We start from the raw sequence: 20471 nt of genomic DNA, 5'->3' as shown, positions 1-20471 counted from the left end.
GGCTTATTTCAGGCTGCCGGACAGGAATTGTGCCAGACGTTCGCTTTTCGGCTTGGTCAGCACTTCCTTTGGATGACCCTGTTCTTCGATGCGGCCCTGGTGCAGGAAGATGACATGGTTGGACACTTCACGGGCGAAGCCCATTTCGTGGGTCACCACCACCATGGTGCGGCCTTCGCGCGCCAGATCCTGCATCACGCGCAGTACTTCGCCGACCAGTTCCGGGTCCAGCGCCGAGGTCGGCTCGTCGAACAGCATCACTTCCGGCTCCATCGCCAGCGCACGGGCGATCGCCACGCGCTGCTGCTGGCCGCCGGACATGTGCGACGGGTACTTGTCCTCGACGTTCTTGAGGCCAACCTTGTCCAGGTACTTGCGGGCACGGGCGATGGCTTCATCCTTCGGCACGCCCAGCACGTGGATCGGCGCCTCGATGATGTTTTCCAGCACCGTCATGTGCGCCCACAGGTTGAAGTGCTGGAATACCATCGCCAGCTTGGTGCGCAGGCGCGCCAGCTGTTTCGGGTCTTCCGCTTTCAGCGCGCCGTTGCGCTTGTCGGTGACCAGCTTCAGCGTTTCGCCGGTGACGGCGATGGTGCCGCTGTGCGGCTGTTCCAGCATGTTGATGCAGCGCAGGAAGGTACTCTTGCCGGAGCCGGAAGAGCCGATGATGCTGATCACGTCGCCGGCGTGGGCGGTCAGCGAGACGCCTTTCAGCACCTCGTGGCTGCCGTAGCTCTTGTGCAGGTCGATGACGTTCAGTTTGGTGTTGCCATCAGCGGCGGCGCCGACGGCGAGATCATGTTCTAGCGGTTTCATGCTGATAGCAACTTTCCGGTTTTAAAGGATTCAGGGGTGGCCACTTTGGCCAGCCACTGGCCGGTAATGGCGTAGTGGCGGCTTTCGGTGGCGTAGAGCATGCCGGGACGGCTGGCGCGCAAGGTGGTGACACGGTCGTTGACCGGGTCGATGATGTCGGCGATGGCATCGCCGGCGGCCACGAGGGTGCCGGACTGCAAGTGGTAGTGCACCACGCCGGGATGCGGCGCCAGCAGGCTGTCGGAGCCGGCCAGCGGCGTTGCCGGGTAGCGCAGCTCCGGCAGCGCCGGGGCGGTGCCGGCAATCACGCCGCGGTGCTGCAGGAAGGCGATGATGGCGTCGGCATCCTGTGTCGCCAGAGCATGGCTGACGTCGGCCTGGCCGCGCAGCTCGATGGTGACGGCGAGGCAGGCCATGTCGATGGCGGCGTCAAGGTTGGCCGCAGCCGCCATGTCGCGCAGTTGCCACCACAGCTGGCTGCAGGCCTCGTCGAACGGGTTGTCGCCGGATTCCTCGGCCAGCAGCGTGGCGGCGGCACCGATATAGCGTGCCAGCGGTTCGCACTGTTGCCACAGTGGCGTGCCGGTGTACAGGTGCATCGCCGCGGCGCAGTCGCAGTGCAGGTCCAGCACCACGTCGGCGTCACAGGCAAGCAGCATCAGCGTCTTGCGCTGCGCGGCCAGCTCGCTCGCCGGCGCAATGGCGGCGACCTTGCCGCGCAGCCGCTCGCGGATCAGGCGGGTGTTGGCCTTCGCGTCCTGACCCAGTTCCGCTTTCAACTCGTGAAAGATGTCGGCGGCAAAGGCCGGGTAGTGGCGGTTGAAGTTCTGGCCGCTGGCCAGCTCGAAGCGGCCCAGCATCACGCTGTTCAGGTTCTGGTCGAGGCCGATCGGGTTGGCGACCGGTACCAGCACCACTTCGCCCAGCAGGCGACCTTCGGCCTCCAGTGCGGCCAACCTTTGCTTCAGCTGCCAGGCGGTGAGCATGCCCGGCAGTTCGTCGGCGTGCAGGCTGGCCTGGATGTAGACCTTTTCTCCCTGTCCGGCGCGGCCAAAGTGAAAACTGCTGATCTGGCGCGCAGTGTTCAGGCTGATGGGCGGCAGCGGATGATCGATTCTGTGCATGACGGCTCCTTAGTGCTTGCGCGGCGCCAGGTAGGCCAGCCAGCGCTGTTCGGCCTTCTTGAACAGCCAGACCAGGGCAAAGGTCATCACCAGATAGATGCCGGCCACGGTCAGGAACGGCTCAAACGGCATGTAGGTATCACTGAACACGCGGCGGGCGACACCGGTCAGGTCGGCCAGCGTGACCAGGCCGGCGATCGAGGTCGACTGCATCATCATCACCACTTCGTTGCTGTAGGCCGGCAGAGCACGGCGCAGCGCGGACGGGATCACGATGCGGCGCATCATCAGCCACTTGCCCATGCCCATCGCCTTGGCCGCCTCGATTTCACCGTAGTGGGTGTTGCGGATCTGGCCGGCGAGGATCTCGGTGGTGTAGGCGGCGGTGTTCAGCGTGAACGCCAGGATGGCGCAGACGTAGGCCTCGCGCAGGTATTCCCACGCCCAGCTGTCACGCACCCAGTCGAACTGCGACAGGCCGTAGTAGATGATGAACAGCTGCACCAAGAGCGGGGTGCCGCGGAACACGTAGGTGTACAGCCACACCGGGCGCGCGACCCACTTGTTGCGCGACACCAGCATCAGCGCCATCGGCACCGCCAGCAGCAGGCCGAACACCAGCGACAGACCGAGCAGTTCCAGCGTCAGTTGCAGGCCGTCGGAGGTGGACATGATCGGGGCGCCGTCTGTGCCGCCGAGGAAGGCCGGGAAGCGTTCGATAATCAGGTTTACGTCGATCACAGTTCAGTCTCCCGTACGCCGGTGGAGTAGCGTTTTTCCAGACGCTTGAGGGCAAGATCGGACACGCTGGTGATGGCCAGGAAAATACAGCCGACCACGGCGTAGACGGTAAACGGTTCCTGGGTGATGGATTTGGCGGTATCGGCGCGGTACATCACGTCGTTGAGGCCGATCACCGACACCAGGGCGGTGGATTTCACCAGCACCAGCCAGTTGTTGGAGAAGCTGGGCAGCGCGAAGCGCACCATCTGCGGGAAGGTGATGCGCAGGAACACGCGCAGCGGGCTCATGCCGTAGGCGAGGCCGGCTTCCATCTGGCCTTTCGGCACCGCCATGATGGCGCCGCGGAAGGTTTCGGTCATGTAGGCGCCGAAGATGAAGCCGATGGTCATCACGCCGGCGAAGAAGGAGTTGATCTCCGGTGCTTCCCAGCCCAGTTGCGCGAACAGCTCGTTGATCAGCATCTGCACGCCGAAGAACAGCAGCAGCATCCACACCAGGTCGGGTACGCCGCGCACCACGGTGGAATAGACTTCTGCCAGCCACGCGAGTGGCTTGGATGGCGACATCTTGAACATCGCCCCGATCAGGCCCAGTACCACGGACACCAGCAATGCCGACACTGCAACCTGCAGGGTCAGAATGGTGCCTTCCATGATGCTGGGCAGGTAGCCCTGTAGAAACATGGTATTACTCCGGTTTTTGCGTCTGGACGCTGCGGCCAACCTTGGGCTGGCCGCACCTTGCACGGTATTGCCTGCTGGCGCTTACTTGCCGTAGATGTCGAAGCTGAAGTACTTCTTCTGGATCTTGTCGTAGCTGCCATCGGCACGGATCTGCTTCAGCGCGCCGTTGATGCGCGCCAGCAGCGCCTTGTCGCCCTTGCGCACCGCGATGCCGGAGCCGACGCCGAAGTACTTGGCTTCATTGTAGTCGGGGCCGACCAGGGCAAAACCCTTGCCGTTCGGGGTCTTGATGAAGTCCACGTCACCGACGGCGGCATCGACGAAGGCGGCGTCGACACGGCCGGCCTTCAGGTCCATGAACGATTCCGGCGCCTTGCCGTAGCTCACCAGCTGCGCACCCTGCTTGGCAAAGGTGTCACGTGCGTATTTTTCCTGGATCGAGGAACGCAGCACGCCGATCTTTTTGCCCTTGAACCAGGCCGCGTTGACCTGGGTGCCCTGCTTGGCCACCAGACGGCTGGCCATGTTGTAGTACTTGTCGGAGAAGTCGACCGCCTTCTTGCGCTCTTCGGTGATGTTCATCGACGCGATCACGGCGTCGAATTTCTTCGCCTGCAGTGCCGGGATGATGCCGTCGAAATCCTGGGGCACGATCTCGCATTTCGCCTTCATCACCGCGCACAGCGCCTGGGCGATGTCAGGATCGAAGCCGGTCATCTTGCCGTCGGCACCCTGTTTCGAAAACGGCGGGTAGCTGGCATCGGTGGCAAAACGCAGGGTTTCTGCGGACACGGTTGCGGACAGGGCAAGGGCAAGCGTGCCTAGCGCGAGCAAAGGCTTCTTCATGGATTCTCCGACAGGATATTTTTATAGGTGTGAAAACCCCGCCTTCGGCTGAGGGCGGGGTAGGGGTGGCTTAGTTGCCGTACACGTTAAAGCTGAAGTACTTGTCCTGTACTTTCTTGTAGCTGCCGTCCTTGCGGATCTGGGCGATGGCCTGGTTCAGGCGCTCGGTCAGCTGCTTGTTGCCTTTTTTCACGGCAATGCCGGCACCGTAGCCAAAGTACTTGCTCTCGCTGTACTCCGGGCCAACGAAGGCAAAGCCCTTGCCTTGTGCGGTTTTCAGGAAGTCGGCGTCGCCGACCACCGAGTCGACGAACATGCCGTCAATGCGGCCGGATTTCAGGTCGAGGAAACCTTCCGGTGCCTTGCCATAGGAAACGATGGTGGCGCCGCTCTTGCCCCAGAAGTCCTTGGCGAACTTTTCCTGGGTGGACGCGCGCAGCGCACCGATTTTCTTGCCCTTGAACGCGGCCTGGTCAACCTTGGTGCCGGCCTTGGCGATCATGCGGCTGGGGGTGTTGTAGTACTTGTTGGTGAAGTCGACCGCCTTCTTGCGTTCGTCGGTGATCGACATCGACGACAGGATGGCATCGAACTTGTTGGCGTTCAGCGCCGGGATCAGGCCGTCCCAGTCTTGCGGCACGATTTCGCAGCTGGCCTTCATCGCGGTACACAGTGCGTAGGCGATATCCACGTCGAAGCCGTGCAGCTTGCCGTCGGCACCCTGCTTGGCGAACGGCGGGTAGTTGCCGTCGATGCCGAAGCGGACGGTGTCGGCCTGGGCGGTGAAAGCAGAGGCGGTCATGGCCAGCGCGGCCAGAACAAATGCTTTTTTCATGTGTCTCTATCTCTCTGAAAGATGAAGGATTCCCCGGGCAGGAGAATCATGCCCAGGCGGCTGCGTGTCGCCGCTCTATCCTGGACATTCGAGCCGGTCGCGGCCCTTCCCTTTGGTGCTGGATAACGTTTTGTTGTTTTACCGCCCCCTCTGTCGGGAGGCAGGCAAATGTTGGCACGCAACGCGGCGACGTACAATCCACCACCTGTCATACCGGGGGCCGAAGCGGCAAGGGGGCGCATTCTACCGGTTTTTTGTTTGTTTTGGAAATGTGAGCAATATCAAATACTTGATGGGATTTTTTGGCGAAAATGACGGCGGGTGCCTCAGGGCCATTGTGTAATTTGCCGTCGCATTGCTGTAATGAAAAATGTGCAACTGGCACCCTGTCCGACAATCACCCGTCCCTTCTATGCTGCAGTGCAGCCAATGAATCTGTACGGGGATGTCGCAATATGGAAATGCCTTGTCTGTGGTGGCTCTTACAATGCGTCCACACAACACCTGTGTCCTCATAACAAACGAGAAGCAACATGTCGCTTACGAATAAGACCGAATTTGTCGGCCTGATCGCCGATATCCAAGCTGTGGCAGAGCAAAAACTGGCCGATACGGAAAGTGCCCGCCTCAGTAGTTTTATTCCCCTCTACTTTGAAGAGACCGAATCGGAAGATCTGAAGATCTTCTCCGCCCTGGACTTGTTCGGTGCGGCCAATGCACATCTGGAGTTCGCGCTCAAGCGTGCGCCGGGCCAGATGAAGTCTCGTATCTACAATCCCGATTTCGAGCGGGACGGCTGGCAGAGCACCCATAGCGTGATCGAGATCGTCAACGACGACATGCCGTTCCTGATCGATTCCATCGCCATGCTGCTGACCCGCCACAACCTGAACCTGCACCTGCTGGTGCATCCGGTGCTGTCGGTTGGCCGCGACGCGAACGGCGTGATCGACGCGCTGAAGCGCACCGAAGACCGCTCGCTGCCGCTGGAGTCCTTCATCCACGTGCAGGTTGACCGCATCAGCGATCCGGACGCGCTGCATGCGCTGCAGCAGGACCTGGAGCAGGTACTGACCTATCTGCGTTGCGTGGTCAACGACGAGCCGCAAATGCGCGAAGTACTGGCGCAACTGCGTGCCGACCTTGACAACGTCAAGGGCGAACGTGCCGTCGAAGCGGCCGAAGCCGTCTCTTTCCTCGACTGGATGGGCGCCAACCACTTCATTTTCATGGGCTATTGCGACTACGACCTGGTCAAGCGCGATGGCCAGGACAGTCTGCGCATCGTCAAGGATTCCGGCCTCGGCTTCCTGAAGGATCAGGGCGGCAAGGAATACTCGGAAAGCTTCGAGGCGCTGCCGCCGGCACTGCGCGAACTGGCGCACCAGCCGCAGCTGATCATCCTCAACAAGTCGCAATCGCGCTCCGTGCTGCACCGTCCGGCCTATATGGACTTTGTCGGCATCAAGCGTTTCAACAGCAAGGGCGAAGTGATCGGCGAGCGCCGCTTCCTGGGCCTGTACACCGCCAGCGCCTACCAAGCGGCACCGAAGGACATCCCGCTGCTGCGCCAGAAGGTGGCATCGGTCGTCAATGCCTGCGACTACGTCGACAACAGCTACAAGGCCAAGACCCTTGCCTTCGTGCTGGAAAGCTACCCGCGCGACGAGCTGTTCGAGATCCCGGTGGAAACGCTGCAGCCTATCGTGGAAGGCATTGTCAGCCTGCAGGAGCGCCCGCGCGTGCGCCTGTTCACCCGTGCCGACCGCTACCACCGCTATGTCAGCAGCCTGGTTTATGTGCCACGTGACAGCTTCAACACCGAGATCCGTCTCAAGATCGAAAAAGTGCTGATGAGCGCCTTCAACGGCGCCGCGGCCGAGTTCAGCGTGCAGATCAGCGATAGCCCGCTGGCGCGCGTGCACTACATCATTCGCGTGCAGGGCGGCCAGCTGCCGCAGTTCCACGAGCACGAGCTGGAAAAAGACATTGCCCGCGTGGTACGCGGCTGGGAAGAAGAACTGCACCAGCAGCTGCTGGAAGCGCACGGTGAAGAGAAGGGCAACCTGCTGTTCAACCGCTACCGCGGCGCCTTCCCGGTGGCCTACCGTGAAGAGTTCGCGGCACGCAACGCGGTGCTGGACATCCAGCTGATCGAGGATGCCGCCGAACAGCATGGCCTGGCCATGAAACTGTATCGTGCCTTCCACCGCGGCCAGGGTTACAACCTGAAGTTGTTCCATGCCGGCCAGCCGCTGGGTCTGTCCGCCAGCCTGCCTATCCTGGAAAACATGGGCGTGCAGGTGCGTGACGAGCATCCGTATCTGGTGGAGCGCAACGGCGAGACCGTCTGGATCAGCGACTTCGGCCTGGAGCTGGGCGCACACGCCGAGGCAATGCAGGACGAGGCTGTCCAGAAGAACTTCCAGACGCTGCTGGCCCGCGTGTTTGCCCGCGACGTGGAAAACGACGGCTTCAACCGTCTGGCACTGGTGGCCGGCCTCGACTGGCACGAGATCACGCTGGTGCGCGCACTGGCGAAATACCTGCGCCAGGGCGGCCTCACCTTCAGCCAGGCCTACATCGAAAACTGCGTCGCGCACTACCCGCAGATCACCCGCCGTCTGGTGAAGCTGTTCGCCGCACGCCTGCACCCGAGCGCGTTTGACGACGCCGCTGCGGCCAACCTGCAGGCCGAGCTGAAAGATCAGCTCAACGACGTTGCCAACCTCGACGAAGACCGCATCCTGAACGGCTTCCTGCAGGTGATCCTGGCCACGCGCCGTACCAACTTCTGGCAGAAGGATGCCCAGGGCGCATTCAAGTCCTACATCTCCTTCAAGCTGGAATCCAACGCCATTCCGTTCCTGCCGCAGCCGCGCCCGATGTTCGAGATCTGGGTGTACAGCCCGCGTGTCGAAGGCGTGCACCTGCGTGGTTCGAAAGTCGCCCGTGGCGGCCTGCGCTGGTCCGACCGCATGGAAGACTTCCGTACCGAAGTGCTGGGTCTGGTCAAGGCGCAGATGGTGAAGAACTCGGTGATCGTGCCGATGGGCTCCAAGGGCGGTTTCGTCGGCAAGCAACTGCCGGCGCCATCCGACCGTGAAGCGTTCATGGCCGAAGGTATCGCCTGCTACAAGACCTTCATCTCGGCACTGCTGGACGTCACCGACAACCTGGTGACCGGCCAGATCATTCCGCCGCAAGACGTGCGTCGTCTGGACCCGGATGATCCGTACCTGGTGGTGGCCGCCGACAAGGGCACCGCGACCTTCTCCGACATCGCCAACGGCATCTCCGAAGCCTACAACTTCTGGCTGGGCGACGCGTTCGCCTCCGGCGGTTCCGCCGGCTACGACCACAAGGGCATGGGCATCACCGCCCGCGGCGCGTGGGAATCGGTGAAACGCCACTTCCGCCATCTGGGTATCAACACCCAGGAGCAGGATTTCAGCGTGATCGGCATCGGCGACATGGCCGGTGACGTATTCGGTAACGGCATGCTGCTGTCCGAGCACATCTGCCTGAAGGCGGCGTTCAACCACCTGCACATCTTCCTGGATCCGACGCCGAACGCGGCGGCAAGCTTCGCTGAGCGTGCGCGCCTGTTCAACCTGCCGCGTTCCAGCTGGACCGACTACAACCGCGAGCTGATCTCGCAGGGCGGCGGCATCTTCGAACGCTCCGCCAAGTCCATCCCGCTGTCGCCGGAAGTGAAGGCCTGGCTGGAAACCGACAAGGACAGCATGGCGCCGAACGAGCTGATCCACGAGCTGCTGAAGGCCAAGGCCGACCTGCTGTACAACGGCGGTATCGGTACCTACGTCAAGGCTTCGACGCAGAGCCACGCCGACGCCCGTGACCGCGCCTGCGATCCGGTACGTGTCGACGGTCGCGACCTGCAAGTGCGCGTGGTGGCCGAAGGCGGCAACCTGACCTGCACCCAGCTGGGCCGTGTCGAGTTCGCGCTGTCCGGTGGCCGCATCTGCACCGACGCCATCGACAACTCCGCCGGTGTCGACTGCTCCGACCACGAAGTCAACATCAAGATCCTGATGGGCGCGGTGATGCAGGCCGGCGACATGACGCTGAAACAGCGTAATGACCTGCTGGCGGAGATGACCGAAGAAGTCGGCCATCTGGTGCTGCGCAACAACTACCTGCAGACCCAGGTGCTGGCGATCAACCGCAGCCACGCCGCGTCGATGCTCAGCGCCCACTCGCGCATGATCAACCACATGGAGAAGACCGGCGAACTCAATCGCGAGATCGAGTACCTGCCGTCGGAAACCCAGATCAACGAGCGTCGCCTGGCGCGCCAGGGCCTGACGCCGCCGGAAGTGGCGGTACTCTTGGCCTACGGCAAGATCTCGCTGGATCAGGCGATCCTGGCCACCGACGTGCCGGACGATGCCGACTTCCTGCCGGTGCTGGTCAACTACTTCCCGCAGCCGCTGCAACAGCGCTTCGGCGAGCAGATGCAGCGTCACCACCTGAAGCGCGAGATCATCGCCAACCAGCTGGCCAACCAGATCATCAACCGCATGGGCGTGACCTTCGTGTTCCGCCTGCAGGAAGAGTCGGCGTTCTCCGCTGCCGACATCACCCGCGCGTTCTGGATCGCCAGCCGCGTGTTCGACGCCGAGAGCCTGTGGACGCAGATCGAGGCGCTGGACAACAAGGTATCGGCCGACCTGCAAGTCGACATGATGGTGATGGTGCGTACCCTGGTGGAACGCGTGGTGCGCTGGGTACTGCGCAACCGCCGTCCGTCCGGTTCGGTCAATGCGGTCATCGCCCAGTACGGTGCCAAGGTACAGGCGCTGCTGCAGCAACTGCCGCAGCTGATCAGTGCTGAGGTTTACCCGCAGGTTGCCCGTCTGGAGAGCCGCTTCAACCAGCCTAACGTACCGGCCGAACTGGCCAGTGTGCTGGCGCGTCTGGAGTTCGCGGTACCGCTGATGGACATCATCGAGATCGCCGAAGGCAGCGAACTGGCGCTGGACGCGATTGCGGCCAACTACCTGCAACTGGGCCGCGACCTGCAGCTGGACTGGCTGCGTGCCGCCATCACCCAGCTGCCGCGTGACAACCGCTGGCAATCGCTGGCGCGCTCCGCGCTGCGCGACGACCTGTATCGCCAGCACCGCGAGCTGACGCGTCAGGCACTGCACGAGGCCAGCGAGACCGCCTTCGTCAACGCCTGGCTGGCGCAGCGTGCCGCCGATGTCGAGGCCTGCCAGCAGATGTTCGTCGAGCTGCAGTCGTTCGACGTGCTGGACCTGGCGATGTTGTCTGCCGGGATGCGCGAGCTGAACAACCACCTGCTCGATTAAGTTTCCGTTTTACTACTCCCTTTGAAGCCGACCGCAAGGTCGGCTTTTTTTTGTTGTCGCTTTACGACAAACAGTTGTTTGAATGCGTGGTGCAAGGTCGGGCTGGTTGCGGTGCACCATATTCCATTTTTTCGGCGTATCGGCAGATTTGTTGCCATAACGACCGGATCTGGCGCACCAACAAGGTGCTGTTCATTCCCATGTCTTAGAAAGGGGGATACTGTCCGGAAGTGGGGCAAATAATTTTTGCTTGTTTTATTAAACGGTGTGGTTAAATTATTAGACGCTGGTTGAGCGCAGATTAACCGCCCCGGTATGCAGAACAAAAGCGCTTTACAGTCCAAGCGATGCTGGTTAATCTGAATAAACTGAAACACAGTTCCGCATTGCGGAATTACAATGGAGAATACTGGATGGGCATCTCAACACCGGCCAGTGACACGCTGGTCAGCTTTCGTGGCGTGCAGAAGAGCTACGATGGTGAGTCACTGATCGTCAAGCATCTCGACCTCGACATCCGTCGCGGGGAATTCCTTACCATGCTCGGCCCCTCCGGCTCCGGCAAGACCACCTGTCTGATGATGCTGGCCGGCTTTGAAACGCCGACCCACGGCGAGATCCGTCTTGACGGCCAGCTGCTCAACAACGTGCCGCCGCACAAGCGCAATATCGGCATGGTGTTCCAGAACTACGCGTTGTTCCCGCACATGACGGTGGCGGAAAACCTCGCCTACCCGCTGACCATCCGCAAGATGAACAAGAGCGAGATTGCCGAGCGCGTGAAAAAGGCGCTGGGCATGGTCAAGCTCGACGCGCTGGCGCACCGCTATCCGGGCCAGATGTCCGGCGGCCAGCAGCAGCGCGTGGCACTGGCGCGGGCGCTGGTGTTCGAACCGCAGCTGGTGCTGATGGACGAACCGCTGGGCGCGCTGGACAAGCAGCTGCGCGAGCACATGCAGCTGGAAATCAAGCACATCCACGAAAACCTCGGCATCACCGTGGTGTACGTGACCCACGACCAGGGCGAGGCGCTGACCATGTCCGACCGCGTGGCGGTGTTCAAGGATGGCGTGATCCAGCAGATCGACGCGGCCAACGTGCTGTACGAGGCACCGGTCAACTCCTTCGTCGCCAACTTCATCGGCGAGAACAATACCCTGCACGGCGAAGTGGTCGACGTTGCCGGCCAGCACTGCGCGGTGCGTCTGGCCAGCGGCGAAGTGGTCAAGGCCTCGGCGATCTGCGTTGGCCGCAACGGCGAGCCGACCTCGATGTCGATCCGTCCGGAGCGCGTGCGCCTGAACCAGCTGGCGGAAGCCTGCGAAAACCGCCTCAAGGCCAAGCTGGCGGAGTTCATCTACTTCGGCGACCACGTGCGCCTGCGCCTCGATGTCGCCGGTCAGAGCGGCTTCATGGTCAAGGTGCCGGTCGGCGAGCTGGACAGCAGCTGGAAAGCCGGCGACATGCTCGATGTCGGCTGGATGGCGCGCGATATCCGCGCCCTTGATTCCGCCGTCATCAGCCACTAAAAAACAAGCCTGCCTACAGGCGTAAAAACCCCCACGTAATGCAAATGAGCAATACCCCCAGAGGAGAATGACGATGACCAAGAAATATCTGCCACGCGTTGCTGTGTTGTCGGTTGCCATGGCGCTGGCCGCCCCGGCAATGGCCAAGGACCTGACCGTGATTTCGTTTGGTGGTGCCAACAAGGACGCACAGGTTGCGGCCTACTACCAGACTTTTGAAAAGGCCACCGGCCACAAGATCACCGCCGGTGACTACAACGGCGAAATGGCCAAGATCAAGGCCATGGTCGATACCAAGAAAGTCAGCTGGGATCTGGTAGAAGTCGAGTCGCCGGAACTGCTGCGTGGCTGTGAAGAGGGCATGTTCGAGAAGATCAACTGGGCGAAAGTGGGCAACAAGGCCGACTTCGTGAAGCCGGCGGTTACCGAATGCGGTGTCGGCATGTTCGTGTGGTCCACCGCGATGGCCTACAACGCCGACAAGCTGAAAGTGGCGCCGAAGACCTGGGCCGATTTCTGGGACGTGAAGAAATTCCCGGGCAAGCGCGGCCTGCGCAAGGGCGCCAAGTACACCCTGGAATTCGCGATCCAAGCTGACGGCGTGAAGCCGGCCGACGTGTACAAGGTACTGTCGACCAAGGCCGGTGTGGACCGCGCCTTCAAGAAACTGGACCAGCTGAAGCCGAACATCCAGTGGTGGGAAGCCGGCGCGCAGCCGCCACAGTTCCTGGCCTCGGGTGACGTGGTGATGAGCTCGGCCTACAACGGCCGTATCGATACCGCGCAGAAGGAAGGCAAGAACCTGAAAGTCGTGTGGGCCGGCAGCGTGTACGACGTCGATTCGTGGGCGATTCCGAAGGGCTCGCCAAAGCTGAAGGAAGCGATGGACTTCATCGCCCACGCCAGCAAGCCGGAATACCAGGCGATCTACTCCAGCAAGATCGCCTACGGCCCGACCAACACCAAGGCGGTGCAGAAGGTGGATCCGAAGTCCGCCACCAACCTGCCGACCTGGCCGGCCAACCTGCGCAGCGCGCTGCCACTGGACGTAAACTTCTGGGTTGAGAACGGCGAAGAGCTGGAAGAGCGTTTCAACGCTTGGGCTGCACGCTAATCGCTGTCCTGGCAGCCTGACACCGTTGCGGCCAACCCTGGCCGCAGCGGGGGACGGCTGCCGTTGTCTGCTGCCATGCGGCCCGGTCCTGACCGGGCTGCACTCATCAAGTGTTTGCCCATGTCCGAGACTATGACCATGAATGCGCCACTGACTGCCGCCGACGGCGAATCCCTGAAAGTCAAGCTGGCCCGCGAACGTCGCAACAAGCAGCTGAAGGCTATCGCGCTGGTTGCGCCACTGGCGCTGTTCCTGTTGCTGACCTTCCTGGTGCCGATTGCCATGCTGCTCAAGCGCAGTGTGGATAACCCGGAAGTCATTACCTATTTGCCGCAGACCTCGGCGGAAATCGCCAGCTGGGATCGCCGCGGCCTGCCGTCGGAAGCGGTATTTGCCGCGATGGCACGCGACCTGACCGTCGCCAAAGAACAGAAAACCGTTTCCGAAATCTCCAAGCGCCTGAACATGGACATCAGCGGCTTCCGCTCGCTGATCCAGCGCAGCGCGCGCAAGATGCCGCTGGAAGTGGCCGCCGGTGAATCGGTGCGCGACCAGTTCATCGCGATGGACGAGCGCTGGGGCGATCCCGACCACTGGCACGTGATTGCCAAGAACGCCAAGTCGTGGACGCCGTACTACCTGTACAGCTCGCTGGACCTGCGTGAAACCAAGGCCGGCACTCCGGAGCTGGCACCGGAAGAAGAACGCGCCTTCCTCAGCATCTTCGGCCGCACGCTGTGGATGAGCATGTGGATCACGCTGATCAGCGTGTTGCTGGGCTACCCGATTGCCTACTGGCTGGCCAACCTGCCGGCACGCAAGAGCAACCTGCTGATGATCCTGGTGTTGCTGCCGTTCTGGACCTCGGTGCTGGTACGGGTGGCATCGTGGATCGTGCTGCTGCAACAGGAAGGCCTGATCAACTCGGCGCTGATGGGGCTGGGCATCATCGGTGAACCGCTGCAGCTGGCGTTCAACCGTACCGGCGTCTACATCGCCATGGTGCACATCCTGCTGCCGTTCGTGATCCTGCCGGCCTACAGCGTGATGAAGAGCATTCCGCCGACCTATATGCGTGCCGCCATTTCGCTGGGTGACCACCCGTTCGCCGCGTTCTGGAAGATCTACTTCCCGCAGACGGTGGCCGGTGTCGCGGCCGGTGCCTTGCTGGTGTTCATCATGTGCATGGGCTACTACATCACCCCGGCACTGCTGGGCGGTCCGCAAGAGCAGATGGTCAGCTACTACGTCGCGTTCTACACCAACGTCACCATCAACTGGGGCATGGCCGCGGCACTGGGCTCGCTGCTGCTGGTTGCCACCATGACGCTGTACGCGGTGTACAGCAAGCTGGTGGGTGCTAACAAACTGAGTCTGGGGTAAATCATGCTGCCAAACTACGCTTCCCCGATCGAGCGCATCTGGTTCTGGACGTTCCGCATCCTGTGCGTGTCGGTCCTGATCTTCCTGGTGTCGCCGCTGCTGGTGATCATTCCGCTCTCGTTTTCGGACAACACCTTCCTGCTGTACCCGATCGAGAACTTCTCGCTGCGCTGGTATCAGGAATTCTTCGGCAACGAGGTGTGGCTGAACTCGCTGAAGAACAGCTTCATCGTGGCGCCGGCGGCGACGCTGCTGGCGATGGTGCTCGGTTCGCTGGCCGCGGTCGGGCTGAGTTCCAGCAACTTCCCCGGCAAGGCGCTACTGATGAGCATCCTGATCTCGCCGATGGTGGTGCCGGTGGTGATTGTCGGCGTCGGTTCCTACCTGTTCTTCGCGCCGCTGGGGCTGACCAACAGCTACCTCGGCCTGATCCTGGTGCACACCGCGCTGGGCGTGCCGTTCGTGGTGATTACCGTGTCGGCGACGCTGAGCAACTTCAACGTCAACCTGATCAAGGCCAGCGCCAACCTCGGCGCCAACCCGCTGACCACCTATCGCCGCATCGTGTTTCCGCTGATCGCGCCGGGCGTGATCTCCGGTGGCCTGTTCGCCTTCGCCACCTCGTTCGACGAAGTGGTGGTCACCCTGTTCCTGGCCGGTCCGGAGCAGTCGACGCTGCCACGGCAGATGTTCGGCGGCATCAAGGAAAACATCAGCCCGGCGATCGCCGCCGCGGCCACGGTGCTGATCCTGTTCTCCATCGCGCTGCTGCTGACGCTGGAATGGCTGCGCGGCCGCGCCGAGAAGCTGCGTACCGCGGTCGAACACTGATCCCGGGGTTTTCACTGCCACGCCCGTACCTGCCGGTACGGGCGTTTTTCTTGCGGCCGGCGCCGCGTTGTTGCGAGGGCATTGCGGCCCACCTTGGCGTTGCCTGAGCGCCGACGCCGGCTATGCTGTGGTCAAACCAGCAGCCATGCTGGTGGCAACCCTGTCGGCAGCAGGGTTGGCGCTGACCGGTGTGCACGCCATAATCGGCGGTTCACCGGCGTTGCCGCGCCCGCGCTGTCGCGGGGCGGCAATGCAATCGCCATCGTTTCGCCACAGGTCTGCCCCCATGCGCCGAATGCTTGCCCTGCTACTGTGTTGCCTCAGCCTGCCCGCGATGGCGCTGTCGGTGACCTTCATCAATCCCGGCAAGCACGACGAGGTGTACTGGCTGACCGCGACGCGGGCGATGGAGGCGGCAGCAAGCGATCTCGGCATCCGGCTGCAGGTGCTGTACGCCGAGCGCGAGCATCCGCGCGCGCTGGCGCTGGCACGGCAGATCATCGCGCTGCCGGCGGCGCAGCGGCCGGATTACGTGGTGTTCAGCAACGACTACGGCACCGCGCCGGAGCTGCTGCGTCTGTTCGAGGCCGCCGGCATCCGCAGCTTCATGGCCTTCAGCGGTCGCGACGACCAGCCGGGCCAGCCGGCGATCGGCCTGCCGCGCATGCACTTCCGCCACTGGCTCGGCTCGCTGGAGCCGCGCGCCGAGGATGCCGGCTACCTCACCGCGCGGGCGCTGATCGAGCGCGGCCGCCGTGCCGGCCTGCCGCGCGTCAACGGCAAGCTGCCGCTGCTGGCCATCGGCGGTGACCGCTCGACGCCCAGTTCCCTGCTGCGCAGCGAGGGCATGCGCCGCGCGGTGACCGAGGCCGGCGACGTGGTGCTGCTGCAGGAGGTGTACGCAGGCTGGAACCAGCAGCGCGCTGAGGAGCAGGGCGGCTGGCTGTTCCGCCGCTATCCGCAGGCGCGGCTGCTGTGGGCCGGCAACGACCTGATGGCCTTCGGCGCGATGGATGCCTGGCGCCAGCGCGGCGGCCAGCCGGGCAAGGACGCCTTCTTCAGCGGCATCAATACCTCGGCGCAGGCGCTGGCGGCGCTGCGCGACGACAGCCTCAGCGTGCTGGCCGGCGGCCACTTCATTGCCGGTGCCTGGTCGCTGGTGATGCTCTACGATTACCATCATGGGCGCGACTTTGCCGACGAGGGGCTGGAGCTGGTGCGGCCGATGTTCACCCTGTTCAACGACCGCAGCGCGGCGCAGTTCATGCAGCGCTACGGCAAGCTGGATTTCAGTCGCGTCGATTTCCGCCGTTACAGCAAGCAGCACAATCCCGGACTGCGCCGCTACAACTTCGATTTCCGCCAGCTGCTGTAATGCACAAGGAGTCATGGTGACCGCTGCCTACCGTCCGCTCGCCCATGTGCTGATTCGCCGCATCATGCTGCTGGCGACCGCCTGCGCGCTGCTGCTCAGCGCGGTGCAGGGCGTGCTGACCTACCGCCAGGTGCAGCAGCGCTTCGAGGCCACGCTGCAGGACATCGTCAGCAGCAACCTGCCGATGCTGTCGGTCGGCATCTGGGACATCGAGGCCGAGGCGGTGCGTCGCCAGGTGGAAACCATCGTCGCCAAGCCGGAGATCGGCTATGCGCGGCTCAATGTCGCCACCGGCCAGGTGTTCGAGGCCGGCGATGCCGCGCTGCTGCGGCAGCAGCCGAGCCGCCGCTTCGAGATCCCGCCGCCGCGCGGCAGCGGCGAGGCGCTGGGCACGCTGCTGATCGTGGTGCAGCCGGCGCTGCTGTACCAGGCGCTGACACAGGCGCTGCTCGCCATCTTCCTCGGCTACCTGCTGCTGACGCTGCTGATCTGCAGCCTGGTCGCCTACGTACTGCGCCGCGAGGTGGAGCGTCCACTGCGTGGCATGGCCGATTTTGCCGGTCGGCTGGCGCCGTCGTCGCTGACCGTGCCGCTGCAGCTGTCGCGGCCGCCCCGGCCGCATCACGACGAGATCGACCTGGTGGCACGCGGTTTTGCCACGCTGCAGGCGGCGATCAGCCGCCACATCGATACCCTGGACCAGCAGGTGGAGGAGCGCACCCGGCAGCTGGATGCCGCGCTCAGCGACATCCGCGAGCTGTCGATCCGCGACGGGCTGACCGGCTGCTACAACCGCGCGCTGCTCAGCGAGCGGCTGCCGTCTGAGCTGGAGCGCGCGCAGCGCTACCAGCGGCCGCTGGCGGTGGTGTTCTGCGATGCCGACCACTTCAAGCCGGTCAACGACCGTTTCGGCCACCTCGCCGGCGACGAGGTGCTGCGTGCCATCGCGCTGCGCATCAATAGCCAGTTGCGGCAGGACATCGACTGGGTGGTGCGTTTCGGCGGCGAGGAGTTCGTCATCGTGCTGCCGGAGACCGATCTGGCCGCGGCGCTGGTGACGGCGGAGCGGCTGCGCGCGGCGATCAGCACCTCGGTGATCCTCGCCGACGGCCGCACGGTGCAGATCACCGCCAGCCTGGGGGTGGCCGCGTTCCAGAGCGGGGAGGACGTGGAGAGCCTGCTCAACCGTGCCGATACCCAGCTGTACCTGGCGAAGCAGGGCGGCCGCAACCGGGTGATGGGCTAGCGCCGTCACCGCCATCACCACTTAGTACCGCCACTGTCGTTGCCATTGCGGCCAACCTTGTCTCAAGGTTGGCCGCAGTGTTTGGTGGGGCGGTGTTTGCTGGGGCGCGGCGCGAAACAGGGCGGCCGGCGGCAACTTGTCATATACCCTGCTGGGGTATATGATGGCTTGGCGTTGACCATACCCGGAGCCGTGCCATGTCTGCTACCCGCATCACCCTGCCTGTCGAAGGCATGACTTGCGCCGCCTGCGCGCTGCGCATCGAAAAAGTGCTGTCGCGGCAACCGGGGGTCAGCGCCAGCGTCAGTTTTGCCAGCGAGAGCGCGCAGATCAGCTATGACCCGCAGCAGCGCAATGTCGACCAGCTGGTGGCGGCGATCGAGCAGGCCGGCTTCAGCGTGCCGCCGCAAATACTGCAGCTGGAGATCGAGGGCATGACCTGCGCCGCCTGCGCCACGCGCATCGAAAAGGTGCTCAACCGCCAGCCGGGGGTGAGCGCGACGGTCAATTTCGCCAGCGAAACGGCACGGCTGCAGCTGGCGCCGGGGGCGCCCGACAGCGCGCAGCTGCTGGCGGCGGTGAGCCAGGCCGGCTACGGCGCCCGCATCGCCGAGGAGCAGGGCGGCGACAGTCGCGAGCAGCGTGCCGCCGCGCGCTACCGCCACGAGTTGCGCTGGTTCTGGCTGGCGGCGGCGCTGACGCTGCCCTTCCTGCTGGAAATGGTGCCGATGCTGCTGGGCAGCCATCACGGCTATCTGCCGCGTTACTGGCAGCTGCTGCTGGCCACCCCGGTGCAATGGCTGGTCGGCTGGCGTTTCTACCGCGGCGCCTGGCACGCACTGCGCGGCGGCGGTGCCAATATGGACGTGCTGGTGGCACTGGGCACCGGCATGGCGTGGGCGTGGTCGGCGTGGGTGACGGTGGTGGGCTGGTCGCAGCAGCACGTCTATTTCGAGGCCAGCGCGGTGGTGATCACGCTGGTGTTGCTGGGCAAGCTGCTGGAGGCGCGCGCCAAGGGGCGCACCGCCGGCGCCATCCGCAGCCTGCTGGCGCTGACCCCGAAAACCGCCCGCGTCGAGCAGGGCGGCGTGGTGCTGGAGAAAGCGCTGTCGGCACTGCAGGCCGGCGATGTGGTGCTGGTGCAGCACGGCGAACGGGTGGCGGTGGACGGCACCGTGATCGACGGCGCGGCGGTGCTGGACGAGAGCCTGCTCACCGGCGAAAGCCTGCCGGTGGAGCGCCGCGCGGGCGACAGCGTCTACGCCGGCACCCACAACCAGGGCGGCATGCTGAAGGTGAGCGCCACCGCGGTCGGCAACCGCACCCAGCTCGCCGCCATCGTGCGCCGCGTGGCCGAGGCGCAGGGCAGCAAGGCGCCGATCCAGCAGCTGGCCGACCGCATCTCGGCGGTGTTCGTGCCGGTGGTGGTCGCCATCGCCATGCTGACCTTTGTCTCCACCGGGCTGCTGACCAGTGACTGGCAACAGGCATTGATCCACGCGGTGGCGGTACTGGTGATCGCCTGCCCCTGCGCGCTGGGGCTGGCGACGCCGACCGCGGTGATGGTCGGCATGGGCAACGGCGCACGTCGCGGCGTGCTGTTCCGCAATGCCGCGGCGCTGGAGCATGCGGCGGCGATCCGGCTGCTGGTGGTGGACAAGACCGGCACCCTCACCGAAGGCAAGCCGCAGGTCAGCGACCTGCTGCCGCTGGCAGAGGTGGACGAGAACGGCCTGCTGGCGCTGGCCGCCGCCGCCGAGGCCGGCTCCGAACATCCGCTGGGGCGTGCGGTGGTGGCCGCCGCCAGTGCCCGCGGCCTGTCCCTGCCGGCGGTGAGCGCCTTCCAGGCGCACGTCGGGCAGGGCGTCAGCGTCGCTTTGGGTGATAGCACGCTGCGGGTCGGAGTGCCAGACTGGGCGCTGGGCAGCGTGCCGGCGGCGGCGCAGCCGTGGTACGCGCAGGGCAAGACGGTGCTGGCGGTCAGTCGCGACGGCGTGGCGCTGGGGCTGATCGCGCTGGCCGACCAGCTGCGCGCCAGCTCGGCGCAGGCGGTGAGCGCGCTGCAGGCGCAGGGCATTCGCGTGGTGATGCTGACCGGCGACAAGCTGGCCAGCGCCGAACACATCGCCGCGCAGGCCGGCATCGCCGAGGTGCACGCCGCGCTGCGGCCGGAGGACAAGGCGGCGCTGGTCAAGCAGTGGCAACAGCAGGGGCAGGTGGTGGCGATGGTCGGCGACGGCGTCAACGACGCGCCGGCGCTGGCGGCGGCTAACGTCAGCTTTGCCATGGGCGCCGGTTCCGACGTCGCCATCGACACCGCCGACGTGACGCTGATGGCCGGCGACCTGCTGCACCTGGTCGACGCCATCCGCCTGTCGCGCGCCACGCTGCGCAAGATCCGCCAGAACCTGTTCTTCGCCTTCATCTATAACGTGCTCGGCATCCCGCTGGCGGCGCTGGGCCTGCTCAATCCGGTGATCGCCGGCGCGGCGATGGCGATGAGTTCGGTGTCGGTGGTCAGCAACTCGCTGCTGCTGCGCCGCTGGCGTTAGCTGGTGGCGGGTGTTGCGGCCAACCTTGTGACCGCCGGATAGTCGCTCGGCGCC

14 protein-coding genes are annotated in these 20471 nt (G+C 64.0%); 8 read left to right on the top strand and 6 right to left on the bottom strand.

The features are described 5' to 3' along the window. Positions 1 to 3: 3 nt before the first annotated feature. From PQU89_RS15955 to aotJ (PQU89_RS15930), 6 genes are all read right to left on the bottom strand, one after another. Complete coding sequence (locus tag PQU89_RS15955; RefSeq protein WP_229800357.1) at positions 4 to 819, bottom strand: ABC transporter ATP-binding protein; 816 nt, start codon at positions 817 to 819, stop codon at positions 4 to 6. Beyond that, positions 816 to 1943: a succinylglutamate desuccinylase/aspartoacylase family protein gene (locus PQU89_RS15950; RefSeq protein ID WP_272766665.1), complete on the bottom strand. Its 1128-nt coding sequence runs from the start codon at positions 1941 to 1943 to the stop codon at positions 816 to 818. The genes PQU89_RS15955 and PQU89_RS15950 overlap by 4 nt, the downstream gene beginning before the upstream one ends. 9 nt (positions 1944 to 1952) lie before the next feature. Next, entirely contained in the window at positions 1953 to 2684 is a 732-nt protein-coding gene (locus PQU89_RS15945; RefSeq protein ID WP_255908615.1) for an ABC transporter permease, read from the bottom strand. Next, positions 2681 to 3370: an ABC transporter permease gene (locus PQU89_RS15940; protein WP_047966143.1), complete on the bottom strand. Its 690-nt coding sequence runs from the start codon at positions 3368 to 3370 to the stop codon at positions 2681 to 2683. The genes PQU89_RS15945 and PQU89_RS15940 overlap by 4 nt, the downstream gene beginning before the upstream one ends. A gap of 81 nt (positions 3371 to 3451) precedes the next feature. Then, positions 3452 to 4216, bottom strand: a complete 765-nt coding sequence (gene aotJ / locus PQU89_RS15935; protein ID WP_272766664.1) for an L-arginine-binding protein AotJ — start codon at positions 4214 to 4216, stop codon at positions 3452 to 3454. Positions 4217 to 4286: 70 nt separating this feature from the next. Next, positions 4287 to 5051, bottom strand: coding sequence for an L-arginine-binding protein AotJ (gene aotJ / locus PQU89_RS15930; RefSeq protein ID WP_272766663.1), 765 nt, complete (start codon positions 5049 to 5051; stop codon positions 4287 to 4289). A 533-nt stretch (positions 5052 to 5584) separates the two neighbouring features. Here aotJ (PQU89_RS15930) and PQU89_RS15925 point away from each other — a divergent pair. The 8 genes from PQU89_RS15925 (at position 5585) to PQU89_RS15890 (ending at position 20417) form a co-directional block, all read left to right on the top strand. Beyond that, positions 5585 to 10387 carry an NAD-glutamate dehydrogenase gene (locus tag PQU89_RS15925; RefSeq protein ID WP_272766662.1) on the top strand — a complete coding sequence of 1601 codons (4803 nt, stop codon included), beginning with the start codon at positions 5585 to 5587 and terminating at the stop codon, positions 10385 to 10387. Between the two features lie 413 nt (positions 10388 to 10800). After that, positions 10801 to 11916, top strand: a complete 1116-nt coding sequence (locus PQU89_RS15920) for an ABC transporter ATP-binding protein (protein ID WP_272766661.1) — start codon at positions 10801 to 10803, stop codon at positions 11914 to 11916. A gap of 73 nt (positions 11917 to 11989) precedes the next feature. Beyond that, the gene (locus tag PQU89_RS15915) at positions 11990 to 13030 is read left to right on the top strand and encodes an ABC transporter substrate-binding protein (RefSeq protein WP_272766660.1); all 1041 of its coding nucleotides are present in this window, start codon (positions 11990 to 11992) and stop codon (positions 13028 to 13030) included. Positions 13031 to 13150: 120 nt separating this feature from the next. Continuing rightward, positions 13151 to 14413, top strand: a complete 1263-nt coding sequence (locus PQU89_RS15910; protein ID WP_120811999.1) for an ABC transporter permease — start codon at positions 13151 to 13153, stop codon at positions 14411 to 14413. A 3-nt stretch (positions 14414 to 14416) separates the two neighbouring features. After that, positions 14417 to 15244: an ABC transporter permease gene (locus PQU89_RS15905; RefSeq protein WP_272766659.1), complete on the top strand. Its 828-nt coding sequence runs from the start codon at positions 14417 to 14419 to the stop codon at positions 15242 to 15244. A 286-nt stretch (positions 15245 to 15530) separates the two neighbouring features. After that, entirely contained in the window at positions 15531 to 16619 is a 1089-nt protein-coding gene (locus PQU89_RS15900; RefSeq protein WP_272766658.1) for an ABC transporter substrate-binding protein, read from the top strand. Between the two features lie 13 nt (positions 16620 to 16632). Next, positions 16633 to 17865: a GGDEF domain-containing protein gene (locus tag PQU89_RS15895; RefSeq protein ID WP_272766657.1), complete on the top strand. Its 1233-nt coding sequence runs from the start codon at positions 16633 to 16635 to the stop codon at positions 17863 to 17865. Between the two features lie 197 nt (positions 17866 to 18062). After that, positions 18063 to 20417: a heavy metal translocating P-type ATPase gene (locus PQU89_RS15890; protein WP_272766656.1), complete on the top strand. Its 2355-nt coding sequence runs from the start codon at positions 18063 to 18065 to the stop codon at positions 20415 to 20417. The last annotated feature ends 54 nt before the right edge of the window (positions 20418 to 20471 follow it).

The organism is Vogesella indigofera (assembly GCF_028548395.1).
Classification (GTDB): domain Bacteria; phylum Pseudomonadota; class Gammaproteobacteria; order Burkholderiales; family Chromobacteriaceae; genus Vogesella; species Vogesella indigofera_A.
The sequence above is the reverse complement of the archived record's forward strand: the minus strand, read 5'-3'. Positions and strand labels throughout refer to the sequence as shown.